24 protein-coding genes are annotated in these 25,755 nt (G+C 71.3%); 12 read left to right on the forward strand and 12 right to left on the reverse strand.

The window, feature by feature from the left end:
• Positions 1-134: 134 nt before the first annotated feature.
• The 6 genes from pheT to infC form a co-directional block, all read right to left on the reverse strand.
• Positions 135-2,696: a phenylalanine--tRNA ligase subunit beta gene (gene pheT, locus ACLJQZ_RS09005; protein ID WP_410619585.1), complete on the reverse strand. Its 2,562-nt coding sequence runs from the start codon at positions 2,694-2,696 to the stop codon at positions 135-137.
• The gene (pheS, locus tag ACLJQZ_RS09010; RefSeq protein ID WP_247054031.1) at positions 2,696-3,760 is read right to left on the reverse strand and encodes a phenylalanine--tRNA ligase subunit alpha; all 1,065 of its coding nucleotides are present in this window, start codon (positions 3,758-3,760) and stop codon (positions 2,696-2,698) included. The genes pheT and pheS overlap by 1 nt, the downstream gene beginning before the upstream one ends.
• Positions 3,761-4,079: 319 nt before the next feature.
• Positions 4,080-4,868 (reverse strand): TrmH family RNA methyltransferase, encoded by a 789-nt coding sequence (locus tag ACLJQZ_RS09015; RefSeq protein ID WP_410619586.1) that lies wholly within the window; start codon positions 4,866-4,868, stop codon positions 4,080-4,082.
• A gap of 23 nt (positions 4,869-4,891) precedes the next feature.
• Entirely contained in the window at positions 4,892-5,266 is a 375-nt protein-coding gene (rplT, locus tag ACLJQZ_RS09020; protein WP_247054033.1) for a 50S ribosomal protein L20, read from the reverse strand.
• 63 nt (positions 5,267-5,329) lie between these two features.
• Positions 5,330-5,524 (reverse strand): 50S ribosomal protein L35, encoded by a 195-nt coding sequence (gene rpmI / locus ACLJQZ_RS09025; protein ID WP_247054035.1) that lies wholly within the window; start codon positions 5,522-5,524, stop codon positions 5,330-5,332.
• Between the two features lie 69 nt (positions 5,525-5,593).
• Positions 5,594-6,271 carry a translation initiation factor IF-3 gene (gene infC, locus ACLJQZ_RS09030; protein ID WP_410619587.1) on the reverse strand — a complete coding sequence of 226 codons (678 nt, stop codon included), beginning with the start codon at positions 6,269-6,271 and terminating at the stop codon, positions 5,594-5,596.
• A 148-nt stretch (positions 6,272-6,419) separates the two neighbouring features.
• Here infC and ACLJQZ_RS09035 point away from each other — a divergent pair, with 148 nt between their 5' ends.
• The 3 genes from ACLJQZ_RS09035 to ACLJQZ_RS09045 all read left to right on the forward strand — a co-directional run bounded on the left by ACLJQZ_RS09035 (position 6,420) and on the right by ACLJQZ_RS09045 (position 8,837).
• Positions 6,420-6,779, forward strand: a complete 360-nt coding sequence (locus ACLJQZ_RS09035) for a DUF1844 domain-containing protein (protein WP_247054038.1) — start codon at positions 6,420-6,422, stop codon at positions 6,777-6,779.
• Between the two features lie 421 nt (positions 6,780-7,200).
• Complete coding sequence (locus ACLJQZ_RS09040; protein ID WP_410619588.1) at positions 7,201-7,845, forward strand: GntR family transcriptional regulator; 645 nt, start codon at positions 7,201-7,203, stop codon at positions 7,843-7,845.
• The gene (locus ACLJQZ_RS09045; RefSeq protein WP_410619589.1) at positions 7,842-8,837 is read left to right on the forward strand and encodes a 1-aminocyclopropane-1-carboxylate deaminase; all 996 of its coding nucleotides are present in this window, start codon (positions 7,842-7,844) and stop codon (positions 8,835-8,837) included. Before ACLJQZ_RS09040 ends, ACLJQZ_RS09045 begins: the two co-directional genes overlap by 4 nt.
• Positions 8,838-8,873: 36 nt before the next feature.
• Here the strand turns inward: ACLJQZ_RS09045 and ACLJQZ_RS09050 are convergent, their stop codons facing one another.
• From ACLJQZ_RS09050 to ACLJQZ_RS09060, 3 genes are read right to left on the reverse strand one after another with little or no spacing between them, the layout of a single operon-like run.
• Positions 8,874-9,257: a RidA family protein gene (locus ACLJQZ_RS09050; RefSeq protein WP_410619590.1), complete on the reverse strand. Its 384-nt coding sequence runs from the start codon at positions 9,255-9,257 to the stop codon at positions 8,874-8,876.
• Positions 9,257-10,015: an IclR family transcriptional regulator gene (locus ACLJQZ_RS09055; RefSeq protein WP_247054046.1), complete on the reverse strand. Its 759-nt coding sequence runs from the start codon at positions 10,013-10,015 to the stop codon at positions 9,257-9,259. The genes ACLJQZ_RS09050 and ACLJQZ_RS09055 overlap by 1 nt, the downstream gene beginning before the upstream one ends.
• Positions 10,012-10,983: a sugar kinase gene (locus ACLJQZ_RS09060; protein WP_410619591.1), complete on the reverse strand. Its 972-nt coding sequence runs from the start codon at positions 10,981-10,983 to the stop codon at positions 10,012-10,014. Before ACLJQZ_RS09060 ends, ACLJQZ_RS09055 begins: the two co-directional genes overlap by 4 nt.
• A 113-nt stretch (positions 10,984-11,096) precedes the next feature.
• Between ACLJQZ_RS09060 and ACLJQZ_RS09065 the strand changes: the two genes are divergently transcribed.
• The 8 genes from ACLJQZ_RS09065 (at position 11,097) to ACLJQZ_RS09100 (ending at position 21,133) form a co-directional block, all read left to right on the forward strand.
• Positions 11,097-12,404: an amino acid deaminase gene (locus ACLJQZ_RS09065; protein ID WP_410619592.1), complete on the forward strand. Its 1,308-nt coding sequence runs from the start codon at positions 11,097-11,099 to the stop codon at positions 12,402-12,404.
• Positions 12,404-13,999 carry an N-acyl-D-amino-acid deacylase family protein gene (locus ACLJQZ_RS09070; RefSeq protein WP_410619593.1) on the forward strand — a complete coding sequence of 532 codons (1,596 nt, stop codon included), beginning with the start codon at positions 12,404-12,406 and terminating at the stop codon, positions 13,997-13,999. The genes ACLJQZ_RS09065 and ACLJQZ_RS09070 overlap by 1 nt, the downstream gene beginning before the upstream one ends.
• Complete coding sequence (locus ACLJQZ_RS09075; RefSeq protein WP_410619594.1) at positions 13,996-15,384, forward strand: GntP family permease; 1,389 nt, start codon at positions 13,996-13,998, stop codon at positions 15,382-15,384. Before ACLJQZ_RS09070 ends, ACLJQZ_RS09075 begins: the two co-directional genes overlap by 4 nt.
• Before the next feature lie 78 nt (positions 15,385-15,462).
• Positions 15,463-16,590, forward strand: a complete 1,128-nt coding sequence (locus tag ACLJQZ_RS09080) for a lactonase family protein (protein WP_410619595.1) — start codon at positions 15,463-15,465, stop codon at positions 16,588-16,590.
• A 71-nt stretch (positions 16,591-16,661) separates the two neighbouring features.
• Complete coding sequence (locus ACLJQZ_RS09085) at positions 16,662-17,945, forward strand: extracellular solute-binding protein (protein ID WP_410619596.1); 1,284 nt, start codon at positions 16,662-16,664, stop codon at positions 17,943-17,945.
• Positions 17,945-18,895: a carbohydrate ABC transporter permease gene (locus tag ACLJQZ_RS09090; protein ID WP_410619597.1), complete on the forward strand. Its 951-nt coding sequence runs from the start codon at positions 17,945-17,947 to the stop codon at positions 18,893-18,895. Before ACLJQZ_RS09085 ends, ACLJQZ_RS09090 begins: the two co-directional genes overlap by 1 nt.
• On the forward strand, positions 18,886-19,761 hold the full coding sequence (locus tag ACLJQZ_RS09095) for a carbohydrate ABC transporter permease (RefSeq protein ID WP_328647219.1): 876 nt from the start codon (positions 18,886-18,888) through the stop codon (positions 19,759-19,761). The genes ACLJQZ_RS09090 and ACLJQZ_RS09095 overlap by 10 nt, the downstream gene beginning before the upstream one ends.
• 1 nt (position 19,762) lies before the next feature.
• Complete coding sequence (locus ACLJQZ_RS09100; protein WP_410619598.1) at positions 19,763-21,133, forward strand: beta-N-acetylhexosaminidase; 1,371 nt, start codon at positions 19,763-19,765, stop codon at positions 21,131-21,133.
• 9 nt (positions 21,134-21,142) lie between these two features.
• Here ACLJQZ_RS09100 and ACLJQZ_RS09105 read toward each other — a convergent pair whose 3' ends face one another.
• From ACLJQZ_RS09105 to ACLJQZ_RS09115, 3 genes are all read right to left on the reverse strand, one after another.
• A complete protein-coding gene (locus ACLJQZ_RS09105; RefSeq protein ID WP_410619599.1) occupies positions 21,143-21,874 on the reverse strand; it encodes an alpha/beta hydrolase in 732 nt (243 codons plus the stop codon).
• Positions 21,875-22,054: 180 nt separating this feature from the next.
• Positions 22,055-23,812, reverse strand: a complete 1,758-nt coding sequence (locus ACLJQZ_RS09110; RefSeq protein ID WP_410619600.1) for a M64 family metallopeptidase — start codon at positions 23,810-23,812, stop codon at positions 22,055-22,057.
• A gap of 88 nt (positions 23,813-23,900) precedes the next feature.
• Positions 23,901-25,220, reverse strand: coding sequence for an amidohydrolase family protein (locus tag ACLJQZ_RS09115; protein WP_410619601.1), 1,320 nt, complete (start codon positions 25,218-25,220; stop codon positions 23,901-23,903).
• A 78-nt stretch (positions 25,221-25,298) separates the two neighbouring features.
• Here ACLJQZ_RS09115 and ACLJQZ_RS09120 point away from each other — a divergent pair, with 78 nt between their 5' ends.
• The gene (locus ACLJQZ_RS09120; RefSeq protein WP_410619602.1) at positions 25,299-25,754 is read left to right on the forward strand and encodes a MarR family winged helix-turn-helix transcriptional regulator; all 456 of its coding nucleotides are present in this window, start codon (positions 25,299-25,301) and stop codon (positions 25,752-25,754) included.
• Position 25,755 lies beyond the last annotated feature (1 nt).

Raw genomic sequence — 25,755 nt, forward strand, 5'->3', positions numbered from 1 at the left:
GATCGCGTATCTGGAGGGTCGGGTCGCGTGCCTGGAGGGTCGTCTGCGTTCTGGTGCTGTTGGTCGGCCGGATGTGCGGGGCCGGACGCGAAAGAGGGGCCGGTTTCCCGGCCCCTCTTCGAGAGCGTCGTGCGTCAGCGCAGGGTCGCTTCGAACCGTTCGCCCGCCGCGGCGACCGCGGCGTCACGGGCCTTGGTCGCCTCGTCGACGGTCAGCGTCCGGTCCGGGGCGCGGAAGCGCAGCTTGTAGGCCAGCGACCGCTTGCCCTCGCCGACCTGCTCGCCGGCGTAGACGTCGAACAGCGTGATGTCCTCGAGCAGCTCGCCCGCCCCGGTGCGCAGCACCGCGGCCAGGTCGCCCGACGGGACGTCCGCGGCCGCGACCAGCGCGACGTCGAGCAGCACCGGCGGGTAGCCGGACACGCTCGGCGCCGGCCGGGAGTCCGGCAGCGGGATCGCGTCGAGGTCGAGCTCCATCGCCACGGTGCGCGGCGGCAGGCCGAGCGCCTCGACGACCTTGGGGTGCAGCTCGCCCGCGTGGCCGACCGGCCAGTCGCCGACCCGCAGCTGGGCGCAGCGGCCCGGGTGCCACGGCGGCAGGTCGGTGGCCTGCGTGGTCAGCTCGACCCCAGCGGCCTCGGCGATCGTCCGGGCGGCCTGCACCGCGTCGGCCCAGCTCGCCTGCTCGCCCCCGCCCCACCAGCCGGCGCGGTGACGCTGGCCGGCGAGCACGACGGCGACGTGCAGCGGCTGCTTCGGCACGGCCTCTTCGAGAACGGCCAGTTCCTCGTCGGTCGGGCGGCGGTCGACGCCGAGCACCGGCACCTTCAGCGGGTTCGGCGCGGGCAGCACGACCTGGCCGACGTGGAACAGCGCCACGTCCTTCATCCCGCGCGACACGTTGCGCTGCAGCGTGTCCAGCAACCCCGGCAGCAGCGTGGTGGCCAGCTTGTTGCGCTCGGCCTCCAGCGGGTTGCGCACCACGACGGCGTTGCGGCGGACGTCGTCCTCCGGGAGCCCGAAGGCGTCCCACACCGCGTCGCCGACGAACGGGAAGGGGCGCACCTCGACGTACCCGGCCTCGGCCAGCGCCCGCGCGACACCGCGGACGCGCCGCTGGCCGTCGGTCAGGCCGCGGCCGGCCGGAGCGGCGGGCAGCGTCGACGGGATGCTGTCGTAGCCCTCGAGCCGCAGCACCTCTTCGACGAGGTCGGCGGGCTGGCGCAGGTCGCCGCGCCAGCTCGGCGGGATCGCGGTGACGAGGCCGGTGCCGTCGTCGCCCGTGCTGACCGTGACCTTGCAGCCGATCTGGCTGAGCCGGCGCACGGTCACGCCGCGCTGGTAGCTCACACCCGCGACCTTGTCGGGCAGGTTGATCGGCATCCGGACCGGCGGGTTGGGCTCGACCGTGCCCTCGTCGGTGCGGCCGGGCCGGATGGCCGCGTCGCCGTACTGCCGCAGCAGCCGGGCGGCCAGCTCGACCGCCGGCCCGCACAGCTGCGGGTCGGTGAACCGCTCGAACCGCTTGGCCGCCTCGGAGAACAGCTTGTGGCGCCGGGCCGTGCGGCTGATCGACGCCGGGTTCCAGTGCGCCGCCTCGAGCAGCACGTCCGTGCTCTCCGGCGTGATCTCGGTGCTCGCACCACCCATGGTGCCGGCCAGCGAGATGACGCCGCTGTCGTCGGCGATCACCACGTCGTCCGGGTCGAGCGTGCGCTCGACGTCGTCCAAGGTGGTCAGCTTCTCGCCCGGCTTCGCCTTGCGCACCACCAGGTCGCCCTGGATGGCCTTGGTGGCGAACGCGTGCAGCGGGTGCCCGAGCGCGAGCATCACGTAGTTGGTGACGTCGACGGCCAGGGAGATGGAGCGGATGCCGGCCAGCATCAGCCGCCGCCGCATCCACCACGGGGTCGGCGCGGTCGAGTCCAGGCCGGTGACCCGGCGCAGCACGAACCGCGGGCAGCCCTCGGGGTCCTCGACACGAACCGGCCAGGCATCACCCTCGGCCGCCGGGACCTCCAGCAGCGCCGGGTCGCCGAAGGGCACGTCGAGGGCGTTCGACAGCTCGCGCGCCAGGCCGCGGACCGACAGCGCGTAGCCGCGGTCCGGGGTCGGCGTGAGCTCGATCACCGTGTCGTTCAGGGCGAGCAGCTCCTGGGCGTCGTCGCCCGGGCTCGCGGTGCCCGGCGGCAGCACCAGGATGCCGGTGTGGTCCTCGCCGAGGCCGAGCTCGCGCGCCGAGCAGATCATGCCGTCGCTGATGCGGCCGTAGGTCTTGCGGGAGGCGATGGCGAAGTCACCCGGCAGCACCGCGCCGGGCAGCGCGACGACGACCAGATCGCCCTCGGTGAAGTTGCGCGCGCCGCAGATGATGCCGCGGGTCCTGATGCCGTGCGGGCCCTCGTCGAACTCGCCCGACTCTTCGTCGTCCTCGTCTTCGTCGTCGTCTTCGGGCTCATCGTCTTCCTCGGCGACTTCGCCGACGTCGACACGGCAGAAGCGGACCGGCTTCTTGAACTCGGTCAGTTCCTCGATCTCGGCCACGCGGCCGACGACCAGCGGGCCGGTCACCGGGCCGAGCTCGCGGAGGTCGTCGACCTCGATCCCGATCCGGACGAACGCCTCGACCAGGTCCTGCGGCGTGATCTCCTCGCCAACGTCGAGGTGTTCGGTCAGCCAGCTGACTGGGACTCGCACTACGCCTCCGTTCCGAAGGGAAGGGTGAAGCGGACGTCGCCTTCCACCATGTCGCGCATGTCCGGGATCCCGTTGCGGAACTGCAGGGTGCGCTCGATGCCCATGCCGAAGGCGAAGCCCGAGTACACCTCGGGATCGACACCGCAGGCGCGCAGGACGTTCGGGTTGACCATGCCGCAGCCGCCCCACTCGACCCAGCCGGGGCCGCCCTTCTTCTCCTCGAACCAGACGTCCACCTCGGCGGACGGCTCGGTGAACGGGAAGAAGTGCGGGCGCAGCCGGGTCTTGGAGTTCTCGCCGAACATCGCGCGGGCGAAGGCGTCCAGCGTGCCCTTGAGGTGCGCCATGGTGATGCCCTTGTCCACCGCGAGGCCCTCGACCTGCGTGAACACCGGGGTGTGGGTCGAGTCGAGCTCGTCGGTGCGGTACGTCCGGCCGGGGCACACGACGTACACGGGCAGGTCGCGGTGCAGCAGGGTGCGGGCCTGGACAGGCGAGGTGTGCGTGCGCAGCACCAGGCCGGAGTCCTCTTCGCCGACGTAGAACGTGTCCTGCAGCTGGCGCGCGGGGTGGTCCTTGCCGAAGTTCAGCGCGTCGAAGTTGAACCACTCGGCTTCGAGCTCCGGGCCTTCGGCGACCTCGTAGCCCATCGCGATGAACGCGTCGGCGACGCGCTCGGAGACGGTGCTGATCGGGTGCCGGGCACCGCGCGGCACGCGATCCCACGGAAGGGTGACATCGACGGCTTCTTCGCGCAGCACGCGCTCGTCGCGCTCCACCTGGAGCTCGGCGCGGCGGGTGTCGAAGGCCGATTGGACGGCCTGACGGGCCTCGTTGACGCGCTTGCCGGCCTCGGCCTTCTCCTGCTTGGGCAGGGCGCCGATCTCGCGGCGCGCCAGCAGCAGCGGCGAGTGGTCACCGAGATGCGCGGGCTTGACCTCGGCCAGCGCATCGAGCCCGGTCGCGGCGGCGAACGCCGCTTCGGCGGCCTTGACCGCCTCCTGCAGCGTCTCGGGGGCGAGAACCGCGCCGCCTTGGGCTTCCTTCTCCTTGGCTCCGGACATAACTCCTCGGCGTCCGCTGGGACTGGTCGTTCGTGCTCCGCCGGACAACACGGCGCACGAGAGGTCAAAGGCAAGAAAAGTCTATGGGATCGGGTCAGGGCGCCCTTGGTCGCCCTCGGCCCGCGCCGGCGCACGCCCGGGTACGGGCCTGACGGGACTGAACGATGACCAGGCCGGGCCGCGGGAATCCGGTCGTGTGAGGTGAAATCGCTGGTCGGCGCACAGCGCGTGTCCGGTGAGCGGACACCGGCGGGATCGGCCGCCAAGACTCCGTGGAGGGACCGGCGGTGGCTCGGCTGAGCGGGCGATGGGCCACGCCTCAGCGGCGGGCCGCCATCGCGCTCGTGTACACGCAGACCGCCGCCGCCGTGGCCAGGTTGAGACTCTCCGCCTTGCCGTACAGCGGGATGCGGACCGCCAGATCCGTCTCGGCCAGGACCGCTTCCGAAAGGCCGTGGGCTTCGTTGCCGAACACCCAGGCCGTCGGCTCGGTCAGATCCACCCGATCGAGTTCGGCGTCGGCGTAGCCGTGGGCCGCGAACGTGCGCAGGCCCGCCGCCGAACAGGCCTTCAGCGCGGCCGAGACGTCCCGGACGCGGGTGATCGGGAGGTGGAACAGGCTGCCCGCGGCCGCTCGGACGCACTTGCCGTTGTGGGGGTCGACCGTGTCGCCCGCCAGGACGACGGCGTCGGCGCCCGCCGCGTCCGCCACGCGGATCACCGTGCCCGCGTTGCCCGGGTCGGCGATGTCCACCAGCACGACCACCAGCCGGGCACCCGGGGTCACGGCCGTCTCGAGTGGACGGTCGAGCAGGGCGCAGACCGCCACGATGCCTTGGGGCGTCACGGTTTCGGACAGGCCGTCCGCGGCGCGGTCGGTGACCGGCGAGACCGGGACGCCGGCCGCACGGGCGGTGTCGACCAGGTTCGCGTGCTGGGCGGCCGCGCGCGACGTCACGAACAGCTCGTGCACCGTTCCGTTCGCCAAGGCGGCTTCGACGGCGTTGGCGCCTTCGGCCAGGAACCGGCCGGTCTTGTCCCGGTCCGCGCGCCGGGTCAGCTTGCGCGCAGCAACGACCCGGGGGGTCCGTTCGGTGAACGGATCCACCCCGGGTCGGGGAAAGCTGCCGGTCAGGCCGACTTCGCTTCGGTGTTCACGTTGGCCTTGGCGAGCTCGGCCAGCGCGGTGAAGGCGACGGCGTCGTTGACGGCGAGGTCCGCGAGGATCTTGCGGTCGACCTCGACACCCGCGGCCTTGATGCCCTGGATGAACCGGTTGTAGGTCACGCCGTTCTCGCGGGCGGCCGCGTTGATGCGGGTGACCCACAGGCGGCGGAAGTCACCCTTACGGGCACGACGGTCCCGGTAGGCGTAGTTGAGCGAGTGAAGCGTCTGCTCCTTGGCCTTGCGGTACAGCCGCGAACGCTGGCCGCGGTAGCCGCTGGCCAGTTCGAGAGTTGCGCGACGCTTCTTCTGGGCGTTGACCGCCCGCTTGACGCGTGCCACGGGTCCATCCTGTCGATCTCAGGGGGCGAAGGGGAGCCCCGGGTGGTTAGAGCAAGTCGAGGGTCAGCGGCCGAGGAGGCGCTTGACGCGACCGGTGTCGGGCTTGGCGATCTCGGTGGTGCCCTCGAGCCGGCGCGTGAGGCGGTTGGACTTCTTCTCCATCAGGTGCCGGCGGCCGGCCTTCTGACGGCGCAGCTTGCCCGTGCCCGTGACGCGGACGCGCTTGGACGTCCCGCTGTGGGTCTTCATCTTCGGCATTTCAGTCCTCTTTCGTGCGGCGGCTCACCGGAGACTCCGGTGAGCCGCTGACATGTGCTGGTCGGCGCCTTACGCCTCGGGGACCGATTCGGGAACCGGCTCGACCTTGGCCTTCGGCTTCACGTTCTTGTGCGGGGCCAGCACCATGATCATGTTGCGACCGTCCTGCTTGGCCGACGATTCGACGAAGCCGAGCTCCGTGACGTCTTCGGCGAGCTTCTGCAGCAGCCGGTAGCCGAGCTCCGGCCGGGACTGCTCGCGACCGCGGAACATGATCGTGACCTTGACCTTGTTGCCCGCCGCCAGGAAGCGCGACACGTGACCCTTCTTGGTCTCGTAGTCGTGCTGGTCGATCTTGGGGCGCAGCTTCTGTTCCTTGATGACGGTCAGCTGCTGGTTGCGACGCGACTCGCGGGCCTTCTGCGCGCTCTCGTACTTGAACTTGCCGAAGTCCATGAGCTTGCACACCGGCGGGCGGGCCTGCGGCGCGACCTCGACGAGGTCGAGATCGTTCTCCTGCGCCAGGCGCAGCGCATCCTCGATCCGGACGATGCCGACCTGTTCACCGGCGGGTCCGACGAGTCGGACCTCCGGCACCCGGATTCGGTCGTTGATGCGTGTCTCGGAGCTGATGGGGCCTCCTTGGTCCGAGGAATGTTTCCTGTTCTCGTTTTCGACCTGGTGCCCACATAGCGAAGGCCCCGACACCGTTTCGGTGCGCGGGGCCCACTCTGTTTCCGATCGCATCCGGCCGCTAAGCCGGGTACTTCACCCTGGACTTGCAGTCCGGGCGAGACCGGACCCGGACACCTGAACGGTGACGCGGGTGGGAGCGGGGCTCCACTTGCCGCCCCCGATCGCTCGGGAGCTGGTCGCAGGTGGAAGAGTACCAGACGTGTCAGATCAACCCTCCGCACCGCCCCCGTATTCCCCCGAAGCCCGCCACCTGGAGGACATCCCCAGCGTGGAGGTGATCAGCCGCGCGGCCGTCATGCTGCTGTCGGCCGGGGCCGAACGCCTCGGCCTCGCCGACGCCGACCCGGACAACTCGCCGCACCGCGACCTCGACGAGGCGCGCCGCCTGATCACCGCGCTCGCCGGGCTCATCACCGCGTCCGCCGAATACCTCGGCCTGCACGCCGGCCCGTTGCGCGACGGCCTGCAGTCGCTCCAGAAGGCCTTCCGCGAAGCCTCGGCCGTCCCGGACGCCCCCGGCCAGGGTCCCGGGGAGAAGTACACCGGCCCCGTCTACTGACCGCAATTCTCAAGCGGCCCCGCCCAAGAGCAGCCCCCGCCCTCTCCGGGGGGCGTCCCCAAGTCCAGTTTATCGGGGGTGCCCGACAGAACCCGGAAAAGGCGCCGGTTTGGGCCCGGTTGTCCACATCACGGGGTGCCTGTGGACAAGCGTCCGGCGCCTGTGGGCATCACGGACGACTGGAGGGATCGCGGGCTGCCGGAGACATTGCGGGTGACTGGAGACGTCACGCGCGGATGGGGGCATCGCGACGGAAGCGCACCGCGATGCTCTGGTGTCCCGCAGGGTCTGGCTCGCCGACCGCGAGCCGCACCGCACCAGCGGTGCACCAGCACCCCGCACCGCAGCCGCACCCGGCACCAGGAACCAGGGACAGCTTTAGGCTCAAAAAACTTGCCGAAGCCGCCTCGTGACATCTAACATGTTAGATGTGAGTCTCTCGAAGGTCAGTCGCCCGCTGCTCCGTGATGAGGCGTACGACCGCATTCGCCACGCGATCGTCGATGGCTCGCTGCCGCCTGGTGCGCCGCTGCGGGACGCCGACCTGGCCGACCAGCTCGGCCTGTCGAGAGCCCCCATCCGCCAGGCGCTGCTGCGGCTGGCCGACGACGGGCTCGTCGACTCCAAACCCCAGAGCTACACCCGCGTCTCCGAGGTGATGTCCCCCGATGTCACCGACGCCCGCGAGATCGTCCGGCTGCTGCACGAGTTCGCCGTCCGGCAGGCCGTGGCGAAGGTCCGCCGGGAGGACGTCGCCGCGATGCGGGCGGCCAACGATCGCTTTGCCGCGGCGATCGAAGCCGGTGACGTCGCCGCCGCCGTCAAGGCGGACGACGAGCTGCACGACGTCCCCGTCCGGCTGGCCGGGAACGCCGCCGTGGCCGCCACTCTCGACCGCTACACGCCGCTGCTGCGCCGGCTCGAACACGCGCGGTTCAGCTCGGCGCTCGCCTGGAACTCGGTGGAACGCCACACGCGGCTCATCGACGCCCTCGAGAAGCGTGACACCGACACCGCCGTCTCCGTGATCTCGACCATCTGGACCGACCTGCTGGAGGACCGATGACCCTCGCCGACTTCCCGCGCTTCCCGTTGCTCTTCGGGCCGTCGCCGGTGCATCCCCTGGAGCGGCTCACGGCCCACCTCGGCGGCGCGCAGGTCTGGGCCAAGCGCGAGGACGTCAACTCCGGGCTCGCGTACGGCGGCAACAAGACGCGCAAGCTGGAGTACCTCGTCGCCGACGCTCTGAAAGAAGGCGCCGACACGCTCGTCTCGATCGGCGGTGTCCAGTCCAACCATACCCGGCAGGTCGCGGCCGCGGCGGCGCGTGCCGGGCTGAAGGCCGTGCTGGTGCAGGAAAGCTGGGTCGACTGGCACGACCCGCTCTACGACAAGGTCGGCAACATCCAGCTCTCGCGCATCCTCGGCGCGGACGTCCGGCTCGTCGACGCCGGCTTCGGCATCAGGTTCAAGCAGGCGTGGGAGGACGCGGTCGCCGAGATCGAGGCCGGCGGCGGGAAGCCGTACGCCATCCCGGCCGGCGCGTCGGACCACCGGCTCGGCGGGCTCGGTTTCGCGAACTGGATCGTCGAGCTGGAACAGCAGGAAGAGCAGCTGGGCGTCTTCTTCGACACCGTGATCGTCTGCTCGGTCACCGGCAGCACCCAGGGCGGGATGGTCGCCGGGACCGCACTGGGCAAGCCGCGCCGCATCCTCGGGATCGACGCCTCGGCCAAGCCGGACGAGACCCGCGCGCAGGTCACGCGGATCGCGCGCAACACCGCGGAGCTGATCGGCGCCGGGGCGATCGCGGACGTCGAGCTGGACGACCGGTACCACGGCGGGATCTACGGCATCCCCGGCAAGTCCACTGTGGACGCCATCGAGACGTGCGCCCGGCTGGAGGGGATGATCACCGACCCGGTCTACGAAGGAAAGTCCATGGCGGGACTCATCGACCTGGTCGGCCGGGGTGAGATAGAACGAGGCTCGAACGTGCTCTACGCCCACCTCGGCGGGCAGCCCGCGATCAACGGCTACACGAGCGTCCTGGGCTGATCCCCTGGGGCCGGGAAGCCGGCCCCAGGGACGACCTCAGTCCAGCACGCAGAGCACGTCGATCTCGACGAGCAGCTCGCCCGGGAGGCCGACGTACACCGTCGTGCGGGCGGCGTGCGGGCCCTCGCCGATGAGCTCGTTGTAGACCTCGTTGAACGGCGCGAAGTGCGCGGTGTCGGTGAGGTAGACGCGCACCATGATCGCGTCCGCCAGGCTCGAACCCGCCGCCGCCAGCACAGCTTCGATGTTCTTGAACGTCTGGCGGGTCTGGCCCGCGACGTCGTCGCCGACGATCTCGTTCGTGGCCGGGTCGAAGGCCACTTGGCCCGCGACCTGCAGCAGGTTTCCCTTGCGGACGGCCTGTGAGAACTTCGCCGCCGGCTTCGGCGCGTTCTCGGTGGAAACTGCCGTCTTGCTCATCAGTGCCCCTTTCCGTTCCCCGTCCATCCACTGTGGACGGAAGCTTCGTTCGTCGCGGCCCGCAGGTCCGGCACCAGCGCGAGCAGGCCTTCGTAGTCGAGCAGCACCTTCGGCACCGACATCGACGCGGCGGCCAGCACTTCGCCGTCCGCGCCGCGCACCGGCGCCGCGACGCAGTGGATGAAGTCCTCGTGCTCGGCGTTGTCGACGGCGTACCCGAGCTGGGCGACTCGGTCCAGCTCCGCGAGGTAGTCCTCGGGCGTCGTGATCGTGTTCGGCGTCAGCACCGGGTACTCCATGGACCGGGCGATCTCCTCGCGTTTCGCGGAAGGCATCGCGGCGACCAGGACCTTCCCGACGGCGGTGCAGTGCAGCGGCGCGCGCTTGCCGACGCGGGAGTACATCCGCACCGAGTGGCGGCCCTCGTACTTGTCGATGTAGACGACTTCGCCGTCGTCGTAGCTGGCCAGGTGCACGGTGTGCCCGGTGCGGGCGTTGAGCGCGGCCAGCGCGGGCTGGGCGCTGCGCCGGACGTCGATCGAGTCGAGGGCCTGGTTGGCGAGGTCGAACATCGCGCTGCCGAGCCGGTAGTAACGGGTGCCCTCGCGGCGGACGAAGTGGTGCTGCTCCAGGGTGCGCAGCAGGCGCAGCACCGTCGACTTGTGGACGCCGATCTCCTCGGCGAGGTCGTCGAGGGTGCGCGCGTCCTGCGCGATCGAGTTCAGCAGCGTCAGCGCGCGGTCCAGACTTTGACTCAAGCGAGAACCCCCTCTCCCGTCAGCCGCGCCGAACGCCACTCGTCCGGGTCCGCGTTCAGCAGGGTATCCACGACCGTGCGCGGCAGCGGTACGCCGACGTCGTCGTGGGTGAGCAGGGTGGCGGCGGCCTGCAGGTGCCCGCGCCGGAGCCGTTCCAGGGGCGCGGCACCGCGCAGGGTCGCGGCCAGGAAGCCCGCGGCGAACGCGTCCCCGGCGCCGACCGGCTCGACGACGTCGACGCGCAACGCGGGCGCGAACAGCGGCTCGCCTTCGACGAGGGTCGCCCCGCGTTCGCCATGCTTGACGACGAGCGTGCGCGGGCCCGGCAGGAGGGCCCGCAGCGAAACCGGGTCGCCGGTCCCCCACACGTGCTGGGCTTCGTCGTCGCCGGTCAGGACGATGTCGGCCTGCCCGGCCAGTTCCGCGAGCAGGCGGGGGTCACGGCCGGCCCACAGCGCGGGCCGCAGGTTGACGTCGAAGGAGACGAGCCGGTCGCCGCGGGGCGCGTCCAGCAGCGCGCGCACCAGCGCGAGGCAGCTGTCGGACAGCGCCGGGGTGATCCCGGACAGGTGCAGCACGCGGACGCCGTCGAGGTTCAGGCGCTCCAGCAGCGAAGGGCCCATGCCGGAGGCCGCGGAGCCGGCGCGGTAGTAGCGCACGGGGCTGCCGCCTGCGCCGCTTTCCTTGACGTAGAGCCCGGTCGGGCGCACGGGGTCGATCGAACACGCGCTGACGTCGACGCCGGCCGCCGCGATCTCGCGCAGCATCGCGTGGCCGAACGGGTCGTCGCCGACCGCGCTCACCCAGCCGCTTGGGACGCCGAGGGCGGGCAGGTGACAGGCCACGTTCGACTCGGCGCCGCCGATGGTGCGCGTCCACTGGCGCACTTCGTCCGGCGGGCCGGGTTCGGCGGGCACGAACAGCGCCATCGTCTCGCCGACACAGAGCACTTCGGGCCCGCTTGTCACTTTCCGTCTCCCCTGTCCTTCACCCCGTTGACCTGTGGCGACCCGGATGCTACACCTATGGCACTCAAAATGCGCAACAGTCGTTGCAACATACGCAACCGAGGTCGCCGCCGATGAACACACCCGCCCCTTGCTCGATCGACACCGCCGCGCTCGACGCCCTCCGCCAGGAGCGCGTCGACTGGCGGTTCCGCTCGGCCGCGCCCGCCCTGACCGGGCTCACGCTGAGCGAGGCCGCGGACCGGCGGCTCAACCTGTTCACCGACGGGTTCTTCGCGCCCTTCGTGGTGCTCGACGACGAAGCGCTCGAACACAACCTGCGGACGATGGCCGCCTGGTGCGCCGCCCGCGGTGTCGTCCTCGCCCCGCACGGCAAGACCACCATGGCCCCGCAGCTGTTCGCCCGCCAGATCGAGCACGGCGCCTGGGGCATCACCTGCGCCAACGCCGGGCACCTGCGCGTCTACCGCGCGTTCGGCGTCTCGCGGATCCTGCTGGCCAACCAGCTGCTCGACCCGAGCGGCCTGCGCTGGCTGGCCGCCGAGCTGGCCGCCGATCCCTCGTTCGAGTTCATCTGCTGGGTCGACTCGGTCCGCGGCGTCGAGCTGATGACCGAAGCCCTCGAAGGCGCGAGCCGGCCGGTGGACGTCCTGCTCGAACTGGGCGCCGACGGCGGCCGCACCGGCGTCCGCGACACGGCGACCGCGCTGGCCGTCGCAGAAGCCGTCCACGCCAGCCCGGCACTGCGGCTGCGCGGCACCGGCGGTTACGAAGGCGCGCTCTCGCACGACACCGACGACGCCGCTCTCGCCAAGATCAGCTCCTACGTGGACGGTCTGCGCGAGCTCGCGATCACCTTCGCGGACAAGGGTCTCCTCGACGGCCAGATCATCGTCACCGCGGGTGGCAGCGCCTACTTCGACCAGGTCGCGAACGAGCTCACCAAGCCGTGGCCCGACGGTCTCGACGTGCTCCCGGTGCTGCGCAGCGGCGCCTACATCACCCACGACGACGGCTTCTACCGCGAGATCTCCCCGCTCGGCGAGCACCCGCGCATCGACGGCGTCGAGTCGTTCCGGCCCGCGCTGCACGCCTGGGCGCAGGTGACGTCGAAGCCGTCGGCCGAGCTGGCGCTACTGACCATCGGCAAGCGGGACGCGTCCTTCGACGAAGGCATGCCGGAACCGCAGCTGCGCCGCACCCCGCGCGGTCCCGCGGAACCGCTCGAAGGCCACGTCGTCGCGAAGATGAACGACCAGCACGCCTTCCTCACGCTGCCGGCGGGGTCGCCGGTCGAGGTCGGCGACTGGATCGGGCTCGGCCTCTCGCACCCGTGCACGGTGTTCGACAAGTGGCCGCTCCTGCCGGTGACGGCGGCCGACGGCGAAACCGTCGTCGACCTCGTCCGGACGTGGTTCTGATGGACGTCGTCTTCCGCGGCGCGCTGGTCGCCGACGGCACCGGGGACGCGCTCACACGCCACGACGTCGGCATCACCGGTGGCCGGATCGCGAGCGTCGCGGAAGCCGGTTCGCTGGCCGGGAACCGGAACATCGACGCCGACGGCCTGGTGCTCGCGCCCGGGTTCATCGACATGCATTCGCACTCCGACCTGCAGCTGCTGGCCAACCCGGACCACCCGGCCAAGATCACCCAGGGCGTCACCACCGAGGTCCTCGGCCAGGACGGGCTGTCCTACGCCCCGGTCGACGACGCCGTCCTCGAAGCGCTGCGCCAGCAGCTCGCGGGCTGGAACGACGACCCGGCCGGCTTCGACTGGAACTGGCGCTCGGTCGGTGAGTACCTCGACCGCCTCGACCAGGGCGTCGCCGTCAACGCCGCCTACCTCGTGCCGCAGGGCACCGTGCGGATGCTCGCCGTCGGCTGGGACGACCGTCCGGCCACCGACGCCGAGCTGACGCGGATGAAGGACCTGGTCGCGACGGGCCTGGCCGAAGGCGCGATGGGGATGTCGTCCGGGCTGACCTACACGCCGGGGATGTACGCGGACACCGCCGAGCTGGTCGAGCTGTGCCGCGTGGTCGGCGAGGGCGGCGGCTTCTACAGCCCGCACCACCGCAGCTACGGCAAGGGCGCCCTGGCGGCGTTCGCCGAGATGATCGACGTCTCCCGGCGGTCGGGCTGCCCGCTGCACCTGGCCCACGCGACGATGAACTTCTCGGTGAACAAAGGGAAAGCACCCGACCTGCTGAAGCTGCTGGACGACGCGCTCGACGACGGCTGCGACGTCACCCTCGACACCTACCCGTACCTGCCGGGCGCGACCTACCTCTCCGCGCTGCTGCCGAGCTGGGCCACCGAAGGCGGGCTGGCCGCCACCCTGGCCCGGTTGTCCGATGTGGACACCCGCGAGCGGATCCGCGCGGAGATCGAAGAGTCCGGTTCGGACGGTGCGCACGGCGTGCCGATCGACTGGAACGCCATCGAGGTCAACGGCGTCCGCAACGACCACAACGCCCATCTGGTGGGGCACAGCGTCGCCGCGTCGGCGCGGACCGCGGGCACGGAACCGGCGAAGCTGTACTTCGACACCCTGCTCGACGAGCGGCTCGGCACGTCCTGCCTGATGCACGTCGGGCACGAGGAGAACGTCCAGGCCATCATGCGCCACCGGACCCACACCGGCGGCAGCGACGGCCTCCTCGTCGGCACCCGCCCGCACCCGCGCGCCTGGGGCACGTTCCCCCGCTACCTGGCCCGGTACGTCCGCGAACTGGGCGTGCTGGACCTCGCCGAGTGCGTCGCCCACCTCACCGGGCGGGCCGCGCGGCGGCTGCGGCTGACCGACCGCGGGCTCGTCCGCGCCGGGTACGCCGCGGACCTGGTGCTGTTCGACCCCGACACGGTCGCCGACACCGCCACCTTCGACGACCCGCGGCAGGCCGCCGCGGGCATCACGCACGTGTTCGTCAACGGCGTCGCCGCCCTCGACGACGGCCGTCCCACCGGCGCCCTCGCCGGTCGATCCCTGCGCAATCCCGGGAGAACCCGATGATCCACTGGCTGCAACACACCACGGGCGGGCTCCTCACCCTCGCCGCCGTCTCGATCGCCCTGCTGTTGCTGCTGATCATCAAGGTCAAGGTCGAGCCGTTCATCGCCCTGATCGTGGTCAGCCTGCTCACCGCGCTCGCCGCCGGCCTGCCGGTCGGCACCCTGGTCGGCACCGCGCAGAAGACGTCGGACTCTTTGCTGGAGAAGGGGTTCGGCGGCATCCTCGGGCACATCACCGCGATCATCGGGCTCGGCACCCTGCTCGGGTCGATCCTGGAGAAGTCCGGCGGCGCCCGCGTGCTGACGTCGTCGCTGCTGCGGGCGTTCGGCGAGAAGCGCGCGCCGCTGGCGATGGGCGTGTCGGGCCTGATCTTCGGCATCCCGGTGTTCTTCGACATCGGCATCTTCGTGCTCGCGCCGCTGGTCTACGCCGCCGCCAAGCAGGGCGGCCGCTCACTGGTGCTCTACGCCCTGCCGCTGCTGGCCGGCCTGTCGATCACGCACGCGTTCCTGCCGCCGCACCCCGGGCCGGTCGCGGCCGCCGGGCTGCTGCACGTCGACCTCGGCTGGATCATCCTGATGGGGGCCATCTGCGGCATCCCGGCGTGGTTCGTCGGCGGCATCCTGTACTCGACGTGGATCGGCAAGAAGATCGACATCAAGATCCCCGAGGAGTTCGCGGACCTGGGCGGCGCCGACGACGAGCACGACAACCCGCCGTCGCTCGGCCTGGTCGGCGGCATCATCGCGGTGCCGCTGGTGCTGATCCTGGCCGGCACGTTCGGCAGCATCTGGCTGCCCAAGGGCTCGACGCTGGCCGGGGTCGCCGCGTTCATCGGGACGCCCGCGGTCGCGCTGACCATCGCGGTGCTCCTGGCGTCGTGGCTGCTCGGGCACCGGCGCGGGATCAACGGCAAGCAGCTCGGCGAGCTGTCCGCCGCGGCACTGCGCCCGGTCGCGATGATCCTGCTGGTCGTCGGCGCGGGCGCGTTCTTCGGCGCGGTGCTCTCGGCCACCGGCATCGGCACCGCCGTCGCCAAGTCGCTGGGGGACGCCGGCCTGCCGGTGATCCTCGCCTCGTACGTGATCAGCTGCGGCATGCGGATCGCCCAGGGATCCGCGACGGTGGCCATCGTGACCACGAGTGGCATCGTCGCGCCGACCGTCGCCGAGCTGCACTACTCCCAGGCGCAGCTGGCGCTCATCGTCGTGGCCATCTCGGCCGGGTCGATCATCGCCTCGCACGTCAACGACGGCGGGTTCTGGATCGTCTCGCGCTACTTCGGGATGACCGTGCCGGAGACGCTGAAGACGTGGACCGCGCTGGAAACCGTGCTTTCGGTGTCGGGCTTCGCGGTCGCCGCACTGGCTATGCTCGTGGTCTAGACCACAGCGGAATTTCCACTACACTGGACCGATACGCCGCCACGTTCGCCGTCACCGATACCCTTGGGAGACACCACGATGGCCGAGCTTTCCCGTCGCACGTTCCTCGGCGCGGCCGGTGCCGCCGGCGCCGCCACCGTCCTGGGCGCGCAGTTCGCGTCCGCCGCCGCGCAGGTCTGCACCGCTGGAGCCACTGTGTACGTCGGCAGTTACACCACCGGAGCGGACGGCCACGGCCTGGACGTCACGAGCCGTTCCGGTGCCGCGCTGACCCGGGTCCGCACGGTGCCGGGGATCAGCGACACGTCCTGGTTCGGCCGCGGCGCCGACGGCAAGACGCTGTACGTCACCAACGAGGGCGACCCGAACGGGTTCGTCTCGGCGCTGAACATCACCGACGTCACGAACCCGAAGCTGCTCAACAAGGTTTCGACGAAGGGCAGCGCGCCGACGCACCTGAGCGTGCACTCGAGCGGGAAGTACGTGCTGGCGGCCAACTACGGCACCGGCAGCGTCGTCGTGCTGCCGATCCTGACGGGCGGGAAGCTCGGCACGGCCACGGATCTGGCCCAGCACCAGGGATCCGATCGCGCGCCGAACGCGCACCAGGTCGTCAACGACCCGAGCGGCCGCTGGGTGCTCTCGGTCGACCTCGGCGCGGACTCGGTGTACGTCTACACGCTCGACGTCGCCACCGGGAAGCTCGCGCTGCACCAGCAGCTCAAGCTGCCCACCGGCGCCGGACCCCGGCACCTGGCGTTCGACCCCACCGGGAAGTTCGCCTATATCGTGCAGGAGCTGCGGCCCGAGATCACGGTGGCGAGCTGGGACGCGGCCACGGGCACGCTGAAGGCGCTGTCGGTCGTCCCGGCCGTGCCGGCGGGCAGCACCGGCGACCTGTACCCGGGCGAGATCGTCGTGTCGCGCGACGGGAAGTTCGTCTACGCCACCGTGCGCGGGCCCAACACCCTGGCCACGTTCGCCGTCTCCGGCGGCGGCGCCACGCTCAAGCCGGTGTCCACTGTGTCCAGTGGCGGCAACTGGCCGCGGCACGTGTCCCTCGATCCCGCCGAGGCCTGGTTCTACGTCGCGAACCAGCGCTCCGGCACCGTCACCTGGCTGCCGCGCGACCCGGCCACCGGCCTGCCCGGCGCGGTCGCCGGCAGCCTCGCCGTCGGCAGCGTCAACTCCACTTACTTCGTCTGAGCACCGGTCGTGAGTGCATAACAGTGTTCTAACACTGTTACGCACTCACGACCTCCCACTGGAGGGACCCCATGAGACTGCGCCGCACCCTGCCCGTCGTCGCCGGCCTGGCTTTGCTGGCCGGCTGCGCCCCCACCCAGTCCGCGCCCGCGGGCGCCGGCGCGGACGACAAGACCGGCACCGTCCGCGTCTGGCTGTTCGACGAGGCCAGCCGCGCGCCGAAGGAGGCGGCGGTCAAGGACGCGATCGCCGAGTTCAAGGCCGCGCACTCCGGCGTCGAGGTCGACGTCCAGTGGGTGCCGGTCGAAGGCCGCGCCGACAAGTTCTCCGGCGCCTTCAACGACCCGGCCAACGCGCCGGACGTCGCCGAGTTCGGCAACACCGACGTCTCCAGCTACGCCGCCACCGGCGCGCTCGCCGACCTGACCGGCGACCTCGCGTCGTGGAGCGAGGGCAAGGACCTCATCCCGACCGTCGTGGACACGGCGAAGTCCGGCGGCAAGACCTACGGCCTGCCCTGGTACACCGGCGTCCGCGCGTTGTACTACCGCACCGACGTCTTCACCGAGCTGGGCCTCAAGCCGCCGACGACGCTCGCCGAGCTCACCGACGACGCCCGCAGGATCCGCGCCGCGAAGCCGGATCTGTACGGCATCTCCGTCGGCGGCAAGTACACCTACGCGATGTTGCCGTTCCTCTGGGCCAACGGCGGTGAGCTGGCGCAGGAGAGCGACGGCAAGTGGAAGTCGACGGTCACCGGTGAGCAGGCCAGGTCCGGCGTCACCCAGTACGCGGACCTGCTCAAGGACGACATCTGCCCGCCCGCGCAGTGCGCGAACCTGACCGGCACACAGAGCGTCACGGCGTTCGCGGGCGGCAAGGCCGGGATGACCGTCGGCGGCGACTTCAACCGCAAGGCCGTCGACCAGGGCGCGGTGAAGGGCAAGTACGCCGTCGTGCCGATCCCGGGGACCACGGCGGGCAGCGTCGCCCCGGCGTTCGCCGGCGGCAACCTGCTGGGCGTGTTCAACGCGAGCAAGCACCGCGGCCTGGCGCTGGAGTTCATCGAGCTGCTCGGCGGCGCGAAGTACCAGGAGAAGATGTACACGGCGATGGGCAACCTGCCGACACTGAGCTCGGTGCAGCAGAAGCTCGCCGCGAACGACCCGTTCCTCAAGCCGTTTGTCGACACCCTCAAGGCGGGCACGAAGTTCGTCCCGGCGACGCCGGCGTGGTCCAAGATCGACAGCCAGAACGTGCTGCCGACCGCCGTGCAGCAGATCGCCACCGGCGGCAAGGACCCGGCCGCCGCGCTGACCGACGCCGCCGCCGCGATGGACAAGGCCTTCGGGTAGTGGTCGCTCAGCAAACCCGTCCCGTTGTCGCGGCGCCCGCCAAGGCGCCGCGACGGCGGCGGCGGGACGGCCGGGCCGCGATCCTGTACCTGCTGCCCGCGGGCATCCTGCTCGCCGCGCTGCTCGCGTACCCGATCTACGAACTGGTCCTGATCTCGTTCTACGACTACGGCCAGCCGCAGGCCGCGGGTAACGCGCCGCTGGTGTTCCTCGGCTTCGCGAACTACGCCGACCTGCTCTCGCAGGTGCAGTTCTGGACGGTGCTCGGCAACACGGTCGGGTTCGCCGCCGCCTGCGTGCTCGGCAGCCTGCTGGTCGGCACCGGGCTCGCCGTCCTGGCGAGCCGGGTGCGCGCGCTCCCCCGGATGCTGCTGTTCCTCGCCGCGCTCGGCGCGTGGTCGACGCCGGCGATGGCCGGCTCCTACGTCTGGCTGTTCCTCTTCGACACCGACTTCGGGCTGGTCAACGAGGTGCTCTCGGGGATCGGGCTGCCGTTCGAGCACCACTCCTGGACGTTCGGCACGATCGGCGCGTTCGGCCTGGTCGCCGCCGAGGTCGTCTGGTGCTCGTTCCCGTTCGTCATGGTGACGATGTACGCCGGGATCAAGGGCATCCCGGACGAGGTCCTGGAGGCCGCGTCGCTCGATGGCGCGTCGGCCTGGCGCTCGACGTGGGCGATCGTGCTGCCGATGGTGCGGCCGCTGCTGGTGATCGCGACCGTCCAGTCGATCATCTGGGACTTCAAGGTGTTCACCCAGATCTACGTGATGACCAACGGCGGCGGCGTCGCCGGGCGCAACCTGGTCCTCAACGTCTACGCCTACCAACAGGCCTTCGCCGGGCAGGAATACGGCCTCGGCTCGGCGATCGGAGTCGTCATGACGCTGTTGCTGCTGTCCGTCACCGGGCTCTACGTCCGCTCGCAGCGCCGGAGCGCGGCATGGCTGTGATCGCGAGCCGGCGCGTCCGCCGCGTCCGCCGTCCGGGCCGGCTGATCGCCGAGATCGTCACGGTCGTGATCGCCGGGATCGTCGCGTTCCCGCTGTACTGGATGCTGCTCTCGGCGTTCAAGCCACCGGGCGAGATCCAGTCGGCGAACCCGAAACCGTGGACGTTCAGCCCGTCGTTCGACAGCTTCCAGCGCGTGCTCACGGTGTCCGGCTTCGGGCGGTTCTTCCTGAACAGCCTGGTGGTGGCCCTGGTCGTCGTGGTGCTGTCGCTGCTGCTGTCGTTCCTCTCGGCCGTCGCGCTGACGCGGTTCTCGTTCAAGGGCCGGACCGTGCTGCTGGTGATGATCCTGGTCGCGCAGATGGTGCCGGTGGAGGCGCTGACCATCCCGCTGTTCTTCCTGATGCGCCAGATCGGCGGCGTGGCGCCGGCGTTCGGGCTGAACGAGCTGGGTTCGCTGGTGCTGGTGCACCTGGCCTTCAGCTTGCCGTTCGCGATCTGGATGCTGCGCGGGTTCGTCGCGGCGGTGCCGGTGGAGCTGGAGGAGGCGGCCAAGCTCGACGGCGCGTCCCGGATGCGGTTCACCTGGCAGATCCTGTTCCCGCTGGTCGCGCCCGGGCTGGTCGCGGTGAGCGTGCTGGCGTTCATCCACGCGTGGAACGACTTCCTCTTCGCCAAGACGTTCATCATCTCCAAGACCGAGAACCAGACGCTGCCGCAGGCGATCCTGGTGTTCTTCAAGCCGGAGGACACCGACTGGGGCGCGGTGATGGCGTCTTCGACGCTGATGACCGTGCCGGTGCTGGTGTTCTTCGTCCTCGTCCAACGACGGCTGGTGTCCGGCATGGCCGGCGCCGTGAAGGGCTGACATGTCTTTTGCCACCTTGCTCCCCCGCCCGGTTTCGGTGACGCCCGCCGCGGGTTCGTGCCCGTGGCCCGCGCCGGTCGAGGTGCGGCCGGCGGACCTGCCCGCCGAGGGCTACCGGCTGGAGATCGCGCCGGACGGCGTCGTGTTGTCCTGCGGTGACGCGGCCGGGGAGGTCTACGGGCGGCAGACGTTGCGCCAGCTCGTGGGGCCCGACGCGTTCCGCGCGGCTTCGCTCGGCCGGGACCTCTCGATCCCGTGCGGCGTGGTCGAGGACCACCCGCGCTTCGGCTGGCGCGGCTGCTTGCTCGACGTCGCCCGGCACTTCCGCACCAAGGCCGAGGTGCTGCGGTTCGTCGACCTGCTGGCCGCGCACAAGCTGAACGTGCTGAACCTGCACCTGACCGACGACCAGGGCTGGCGCTTCGAAGTCCCTTCATTCCCCAAGCTGACGTCGGTGGGCGGCTGGCGGCCGTCGTCGATGGCAGGCAGCGGGGGTGCGCAGGACGGCCGGCCGCACGGCGGTTTCTACACCGGCGACGACCTGCGGGAGATCGTGGCCTACGCCGCCGAGCGGGCGATCACGGTGGTTCCGGAGATCGACATCCCCGGTCACGCGCGCGCGGCGCTGGCGGCGTACCCGGAGCTGGGCACCGAGGACACCTACGAGATCTGGACCGCTTGGGGCATCAGTACTTCACTGCTCTCGCCCACGGAGTCCACTTTGGACTTCTTCCGCACGGTGTTCGACCACCTGCTGGAGATCTTCCCGTCCCCGGTGATCGCCCTGGGCGGCGACGAGACGCCGGGCGCGACCGACGAGCACCGCGAGTTCGTCCGGCTGCTGGCCGAGCACCTGGTGGCGCGCGGCCGGACGCCGATGGGCTGGGACGAGGTCCTCGACATCGGCGGCCTGCCCCCGATGGTGATCGGCTCCTGGCAGAACGAGACCGCGGGACAGCAGGCCGCCGCGGCCGGGCACGACGTCGTCATGTGCCCCGAGCAGCACGTGTACCTGGACCACCGCCAGTCCGCGCACCCGGACGAGCCGATCCCGGTCGGCATGGTGCACACGCTGGAGGACGTCTACGCCTACGAACCGGCGTTGAGCGGACGGCGCTTGCGGGGTGTGCAGGCACAGGTGTGGAGCGAGCACCTGGACAGCGTCCGGCGGGTCGACTACATGGCTTTCCCGCGGCTGTCGGCGTTCGCGGAGGTGGCGTGGAGCAGCGGGCCGCGCGAATACGCCGAGTTCCTGCCGCGGCTGCGGGACCACCACCTGCCGCGGCTGGACGCGCTCGGCGTCGAGTACCGGCCGCTCGACGGGCCGCGGCCGTGGCAGACCCGGCCGGGAGTGCCGGGCCGGCCACGCTGAACGGCCGCCTTACTTCAGGTGCCGGCCGAAGAACCGGTTCCCGTCGTCGCCCTCGAACGCCGGGATGCCGGTGTGCCCGCCCATGTTGGCGTGCAACGTCTTCTCCTTCGAGCCGAAGGCGTCGAAGACGTCCAGGGCGAGCTGCCGGTCGTTGCCTTCGTCGTCCCACTGCAGCAGGACCAGCAGCGGGATGGTGACCTGCCGGGCTTCCTCGACCATGCTGCGCGGCACGTAACTCCCGGCGAACAGCCCCGCGGCCACGATGCGCGGCTCGACCACCGCCAGCCGGATGGCGATCGCGAGCACCCCGCCGGAGAACCCGACCGGGCCGCCGATCCCGGACTGCGCGAGGAGGGCGTCCAGGGTGGTCCGCCATTCCGGGACCGCCCGCTCGACCAGCGGGAGGACGAGCCGATCGACGATGTCGCCGGTGACCGGCTCGCCGGCCTTCAGTGCCCGCTGCAGGTCGGCGCGGGCCTCGTCGACGGCGGCGAACCGGGGCCGGTCACCGCTGCCGGGCAGCTCGATGGTGGCCGCGGCGTAACCCGCCGCCACCGCGGCCCGGGCCCGGGCCGCCAGCCGGGGGTACATCCTGCGCAGGCCGCCGGGGTGGCCGAGCAGGATCAGCGGGACCGGTGCGGTGGTGATTTCGGGCGTCCACAGGACGCCGGGAATCTCGCCGAGGGTGAATTCGCGCTCGAGGACGCCGTCGTCGAGGTGCTGTTCTGAGGTGAAGTGCATGGTCGTGCCTTTCGGGAGTGCGCTGAACGGCGCTCCCGGACGACCTATCGCCCGGCCGTGACCCCGGAGGGGAGCACCCATGTCGTAACTGCGGTCACGGGTACCACCTCCTCGTTCTCTGGCACGGCTGCCGGGACGGTAGCAGTGGCCGCGGTGGATCGCCAACGGGTTTTACGGCGCTCATGGCAGCAGCGTCACCGTGACCGACTTCGTCGGGCCGACGTTGCCCGCCGCGTCGATCGAGCGGTACTCGATGCGGTGGCGGCCGTAGCCCGGCGTCCGGGGCGCGAACGGCGAGACCGTCAGCCCGCCCGGCCCGAGGTTGCCGTACGCCAGGCCGTCGATCTCCGTTCCCCGCGGCGTGAACAGGAACGGCGCGTTCGGGTCCGTCGGCCAGCCGTAGTACTTGTGCCAGCCGTCGCCGTCCACACGGAACTCCGGCATACCGTCGGACGCCGTCAGGCGCATCGTGAACGAGCCGTGGAAGACGTGGTCCTTGCCCGCTGGCAGCTCGGCCGTCGTCGTCGGGCCGGACGCGTCCACCGCCCAGGTCAGGGTCGTGCCGCCCGTGGTCGCGGTGAGGGTGTGCGCGCCGCGGGACTCGCCGAGGGCGAAGTCGGGGCCGCTCGCGACCGGACGACCGTCGAGCTTCCAGCGCACGGACGGGATCGAGCCGGTCGGCTCACCGGTTTCGACGTAGACGACGTCGTGCCCGCCGACCGGCTGCGACGTCGGCGTCGACCCCACGACCGCGGGGCAGCCGGAAGGTGCCGTGGTCACCCCCGGGTCGACGGTCCACGTGCGCGTCGCCGTCGGCCGGGCCGCCGGGTCCCGGACGAACGGCGTCGGGTCGGTCACCTTCGCCGTCAGCGTGTGCTTGCCCGGCGAAACGCGGACCTGCCGCAGGTCGAGCGCGTCGGAGCCGCGCACGGGACGGCCGTCGAGGGTCCAGGTGACGTCGAGGCGGTGGCCGACCGGGTGCATCGTCCGGATCCACACGACACGGTCGGCGCCGATCGTCCCGGCCGGGGTGCCGTCGCCGAGCAGCGGCACCTTCGCGGAGATCCGCTGGGTCATCCGCTCGCGGCCGACCTGGTCGTAGGCGTAGCCGAGGGTCTTCATCATCGAGTGCGCGCTGGGCCGCCACACGCCGGTCTGGGTGTAGAGCCCGCCCTCGTAACGCCCGATCGTGCCGCCGGACTCGCTGGGCTCGCCGAGCCAGCGATACCACTTCGCATGCTGCTCGCGCATCTGCTGCTCGGTCAGCGTGGTGTGGTGGATCGACGCGGGCTCGACGCCGTCATACGCCCCGCCCGGGACGCCGCGCGCGTAGTAGTCGTACTCGTCGTCGAGGCCGCCGAGCGAGTGGCCCAGTTCGTGCGGCGAGATGAGCGCCGACAGCGCGTTCCCGCCCGACGCCGTCGCGTAGGTGCCGCCCGCGCCGCCGTAGGTGGTGCTGTTGCCCAGTGCGAGGATCTGCCGGTTGGCCTTGGTCGTGCCGGGCACGAGGTCGGCGTAGCGCTGGGCGGCCGCGTCGTCGACGGTCAGCAGCCGCTGCACGCTCCCGGCGTCACAACCGCCCCAGAACCCCATGTTCAGCGGCGTGTTCCGCTGCGGCGCGTCCAGCCCCGGGTCACAGTCCACACCGGACTCGGGCGAGGCGATCGACACGGCGTAGACGTTGAAGTAGCTGCGGTAGGACTTGAACGGCTCGAGCGACCAGAGCGTGTTCATGTGCCGCGCGACGTCGGCCTGGAACTTCGGCTGCTCGGCCGCGGTGTAACCGTCGCCGAGTACGACGAGGTTGAACCGCTGCGCGACCGGCCCGGTCACCTGGACGTCGGTGACGGTGCCCGCGGGTTCGCCGGCGTATGCCGGGGTGGCGACCCCCGCGGCCAGCAGCAGCACCGCAGCGACGAGACCGGCCCAGTTCCGCATGCGGCTTTCCCCTTCATCGGCAAGTTCCCGTTGTACCGCAATGCTTTCCCCACCGGAACCCCCGGAAGTCGGACCACAGTATAGGGCGTTATACGGGGAGCCACGACCCGTCGAGGGGAATGCCGGCGGCCGCGGCGATCCGGGCGCGGGAGCGCAACGCGCGTTCTCGCAGCTCGCCGAGGTCGACGCCGACCAGCGCGCCGCCGCGTTTGACGACTTCGCCGGCGACGAGCACGGTGTCGACGAGCCCGGGATGTCCGGCGGACAGGATCGCGCCCGCCGGGTGGTTGACCGGGAAGAGCGTCAGGTCGTCGGCGCGCAGCAGCACGAGGTCGGCCTGCTTGCCCGGGGTGATGCTGCCGGTCCGGTCGCCGAGCCCGAGGGCGCGGGCGCCGTCGACGGTGGCGAACTCCAGCACGTCACGGCTGGTCAGCGACGGCGGCCGGCCGTGCGCGGTGTCGAGGCCGCGCTGCACGCCGAGTGCGGTGCGCATGGCCGAGAACATGTCGCCGCCGGCCGTGGGGCAGTTGTCGACGGACAGCGCCGGGCGGATGCCCGCGGCGAGCACGCGGCCGGTTTCCGGCCAGCCGAGGCCCATCTTCAGCTCGACGTCGGGGCTGATCGACACCGAGCAGCCCGCGTCGGCCAGCATCGCCAGCTCGTCGTCGTCCAGGCCGTTGCCGTGCACGATCGTCGTCCGGTCGTCGAGCAGCCCGTGCTCCCCCATCGCGGCGATCGGCCGGCGGCCCGACGTCGCCCCGGCGCGGACGTGCGCGTGGACGCTGACCCGCAACCCGAGGTCGCGGGCCGCGGCGACGTCGGCGGCCGTGGTCTCGACGGTGGTCCGCTGCGGGCCGCGCAGGCCGGCCGCCATCGTGACGAGCGCGTCGTCGCCGGGGCACCGGGCGCGCATCCGGGCGAGTTCGGCGGCGACCGGACCGTCGGTCGCGACGCCCGCGCCGTAACAGAAAACGCTCCGCCCGGGCGCTTGGCGAAGGGCGTCGAGCGCCGCGTCGCCGTGGGCGGGGGTGTCGGTGCAGTGGCACCAGTCCAGCACCGTGGTGACGCCCGAGTGCAGCGCTTCGAGCCGGCCGAGCAGTGTGCCGACGAGCACGTCCTCGGGCCGGTAGAGCGGGCGCAGCAAGCCGTGCATCGCCGGGCCGTACCGGGCGAACGTCCAGTCGGCGGCGAGCCCGCGGAACACCGCCTGCCAGGTGTGCCGGTGGGTGTCGACGAAACCGGGCAGCACGAGCATTCCGGTCGCGTCGAGCACGTCCGCGCCCGGCGCGTCGACCCGCTCGGCGACGGCGCCGATCCGGCCGTCCTCGACGAGCACGTCCCCGCGCGGCAGGTCCCCGATCGCCGGGTCGACGCTGATGACCGTGCCGCCGCGCACCAGAGTTCCCATGATTCCCCTTTGTTCAGTTGACGTGTCAACTGTAGGTCGCATTCAGTTGACACGTCAACTCTCGGGTACGCTCCCGGCATGACGGAGACTCCGGCGCTGACCCCGGACGAGTGGGCGTTCTGGCACACCTGGACGCAGGCGCAGCGCCTCCTCACCCGGGAACTCGACCGCGGCCTGCAACGCGACTCCGGCATTTCGAAGGCCGAGTTCAGCGTGCTGCTGACCCTGCAGCGCGCGCCCGGCCACGAACTGTGCGTCAGCGAACTCTGCGCGTCCCTCGACTGGGAGAAGAGCCGTGTCTCGCACCAGCTGACCCGGATGGAGAACCGCGGTTTCGTGGCGCGGACGGAGTCCGGGACCGGCGGCCGCCGCACGCGGGTCGGGCTGACCGCCGAAGGCGACCGCGCCGTGCGGGACGCCGTCGCCGGGCACGCCGGCAACATCCGCCGCTACTTCCTCGACACGCTCACCCCCGGCCAGGCCGCGGCCATCCGGGCCTGGAGCGAGCAGCTGACCGGCCGCCTGGCGCCGTGAC

The sequence above is a fragment of the Amycolatopsis sp. cmx-8-4 genome, from assembly GCF_046548675.1.
GTDB lineage: Bacteria > Actinomycetota > Actinomycetes > Mycobacteriales > Pseudonocardiaceae > Amycolatopsis.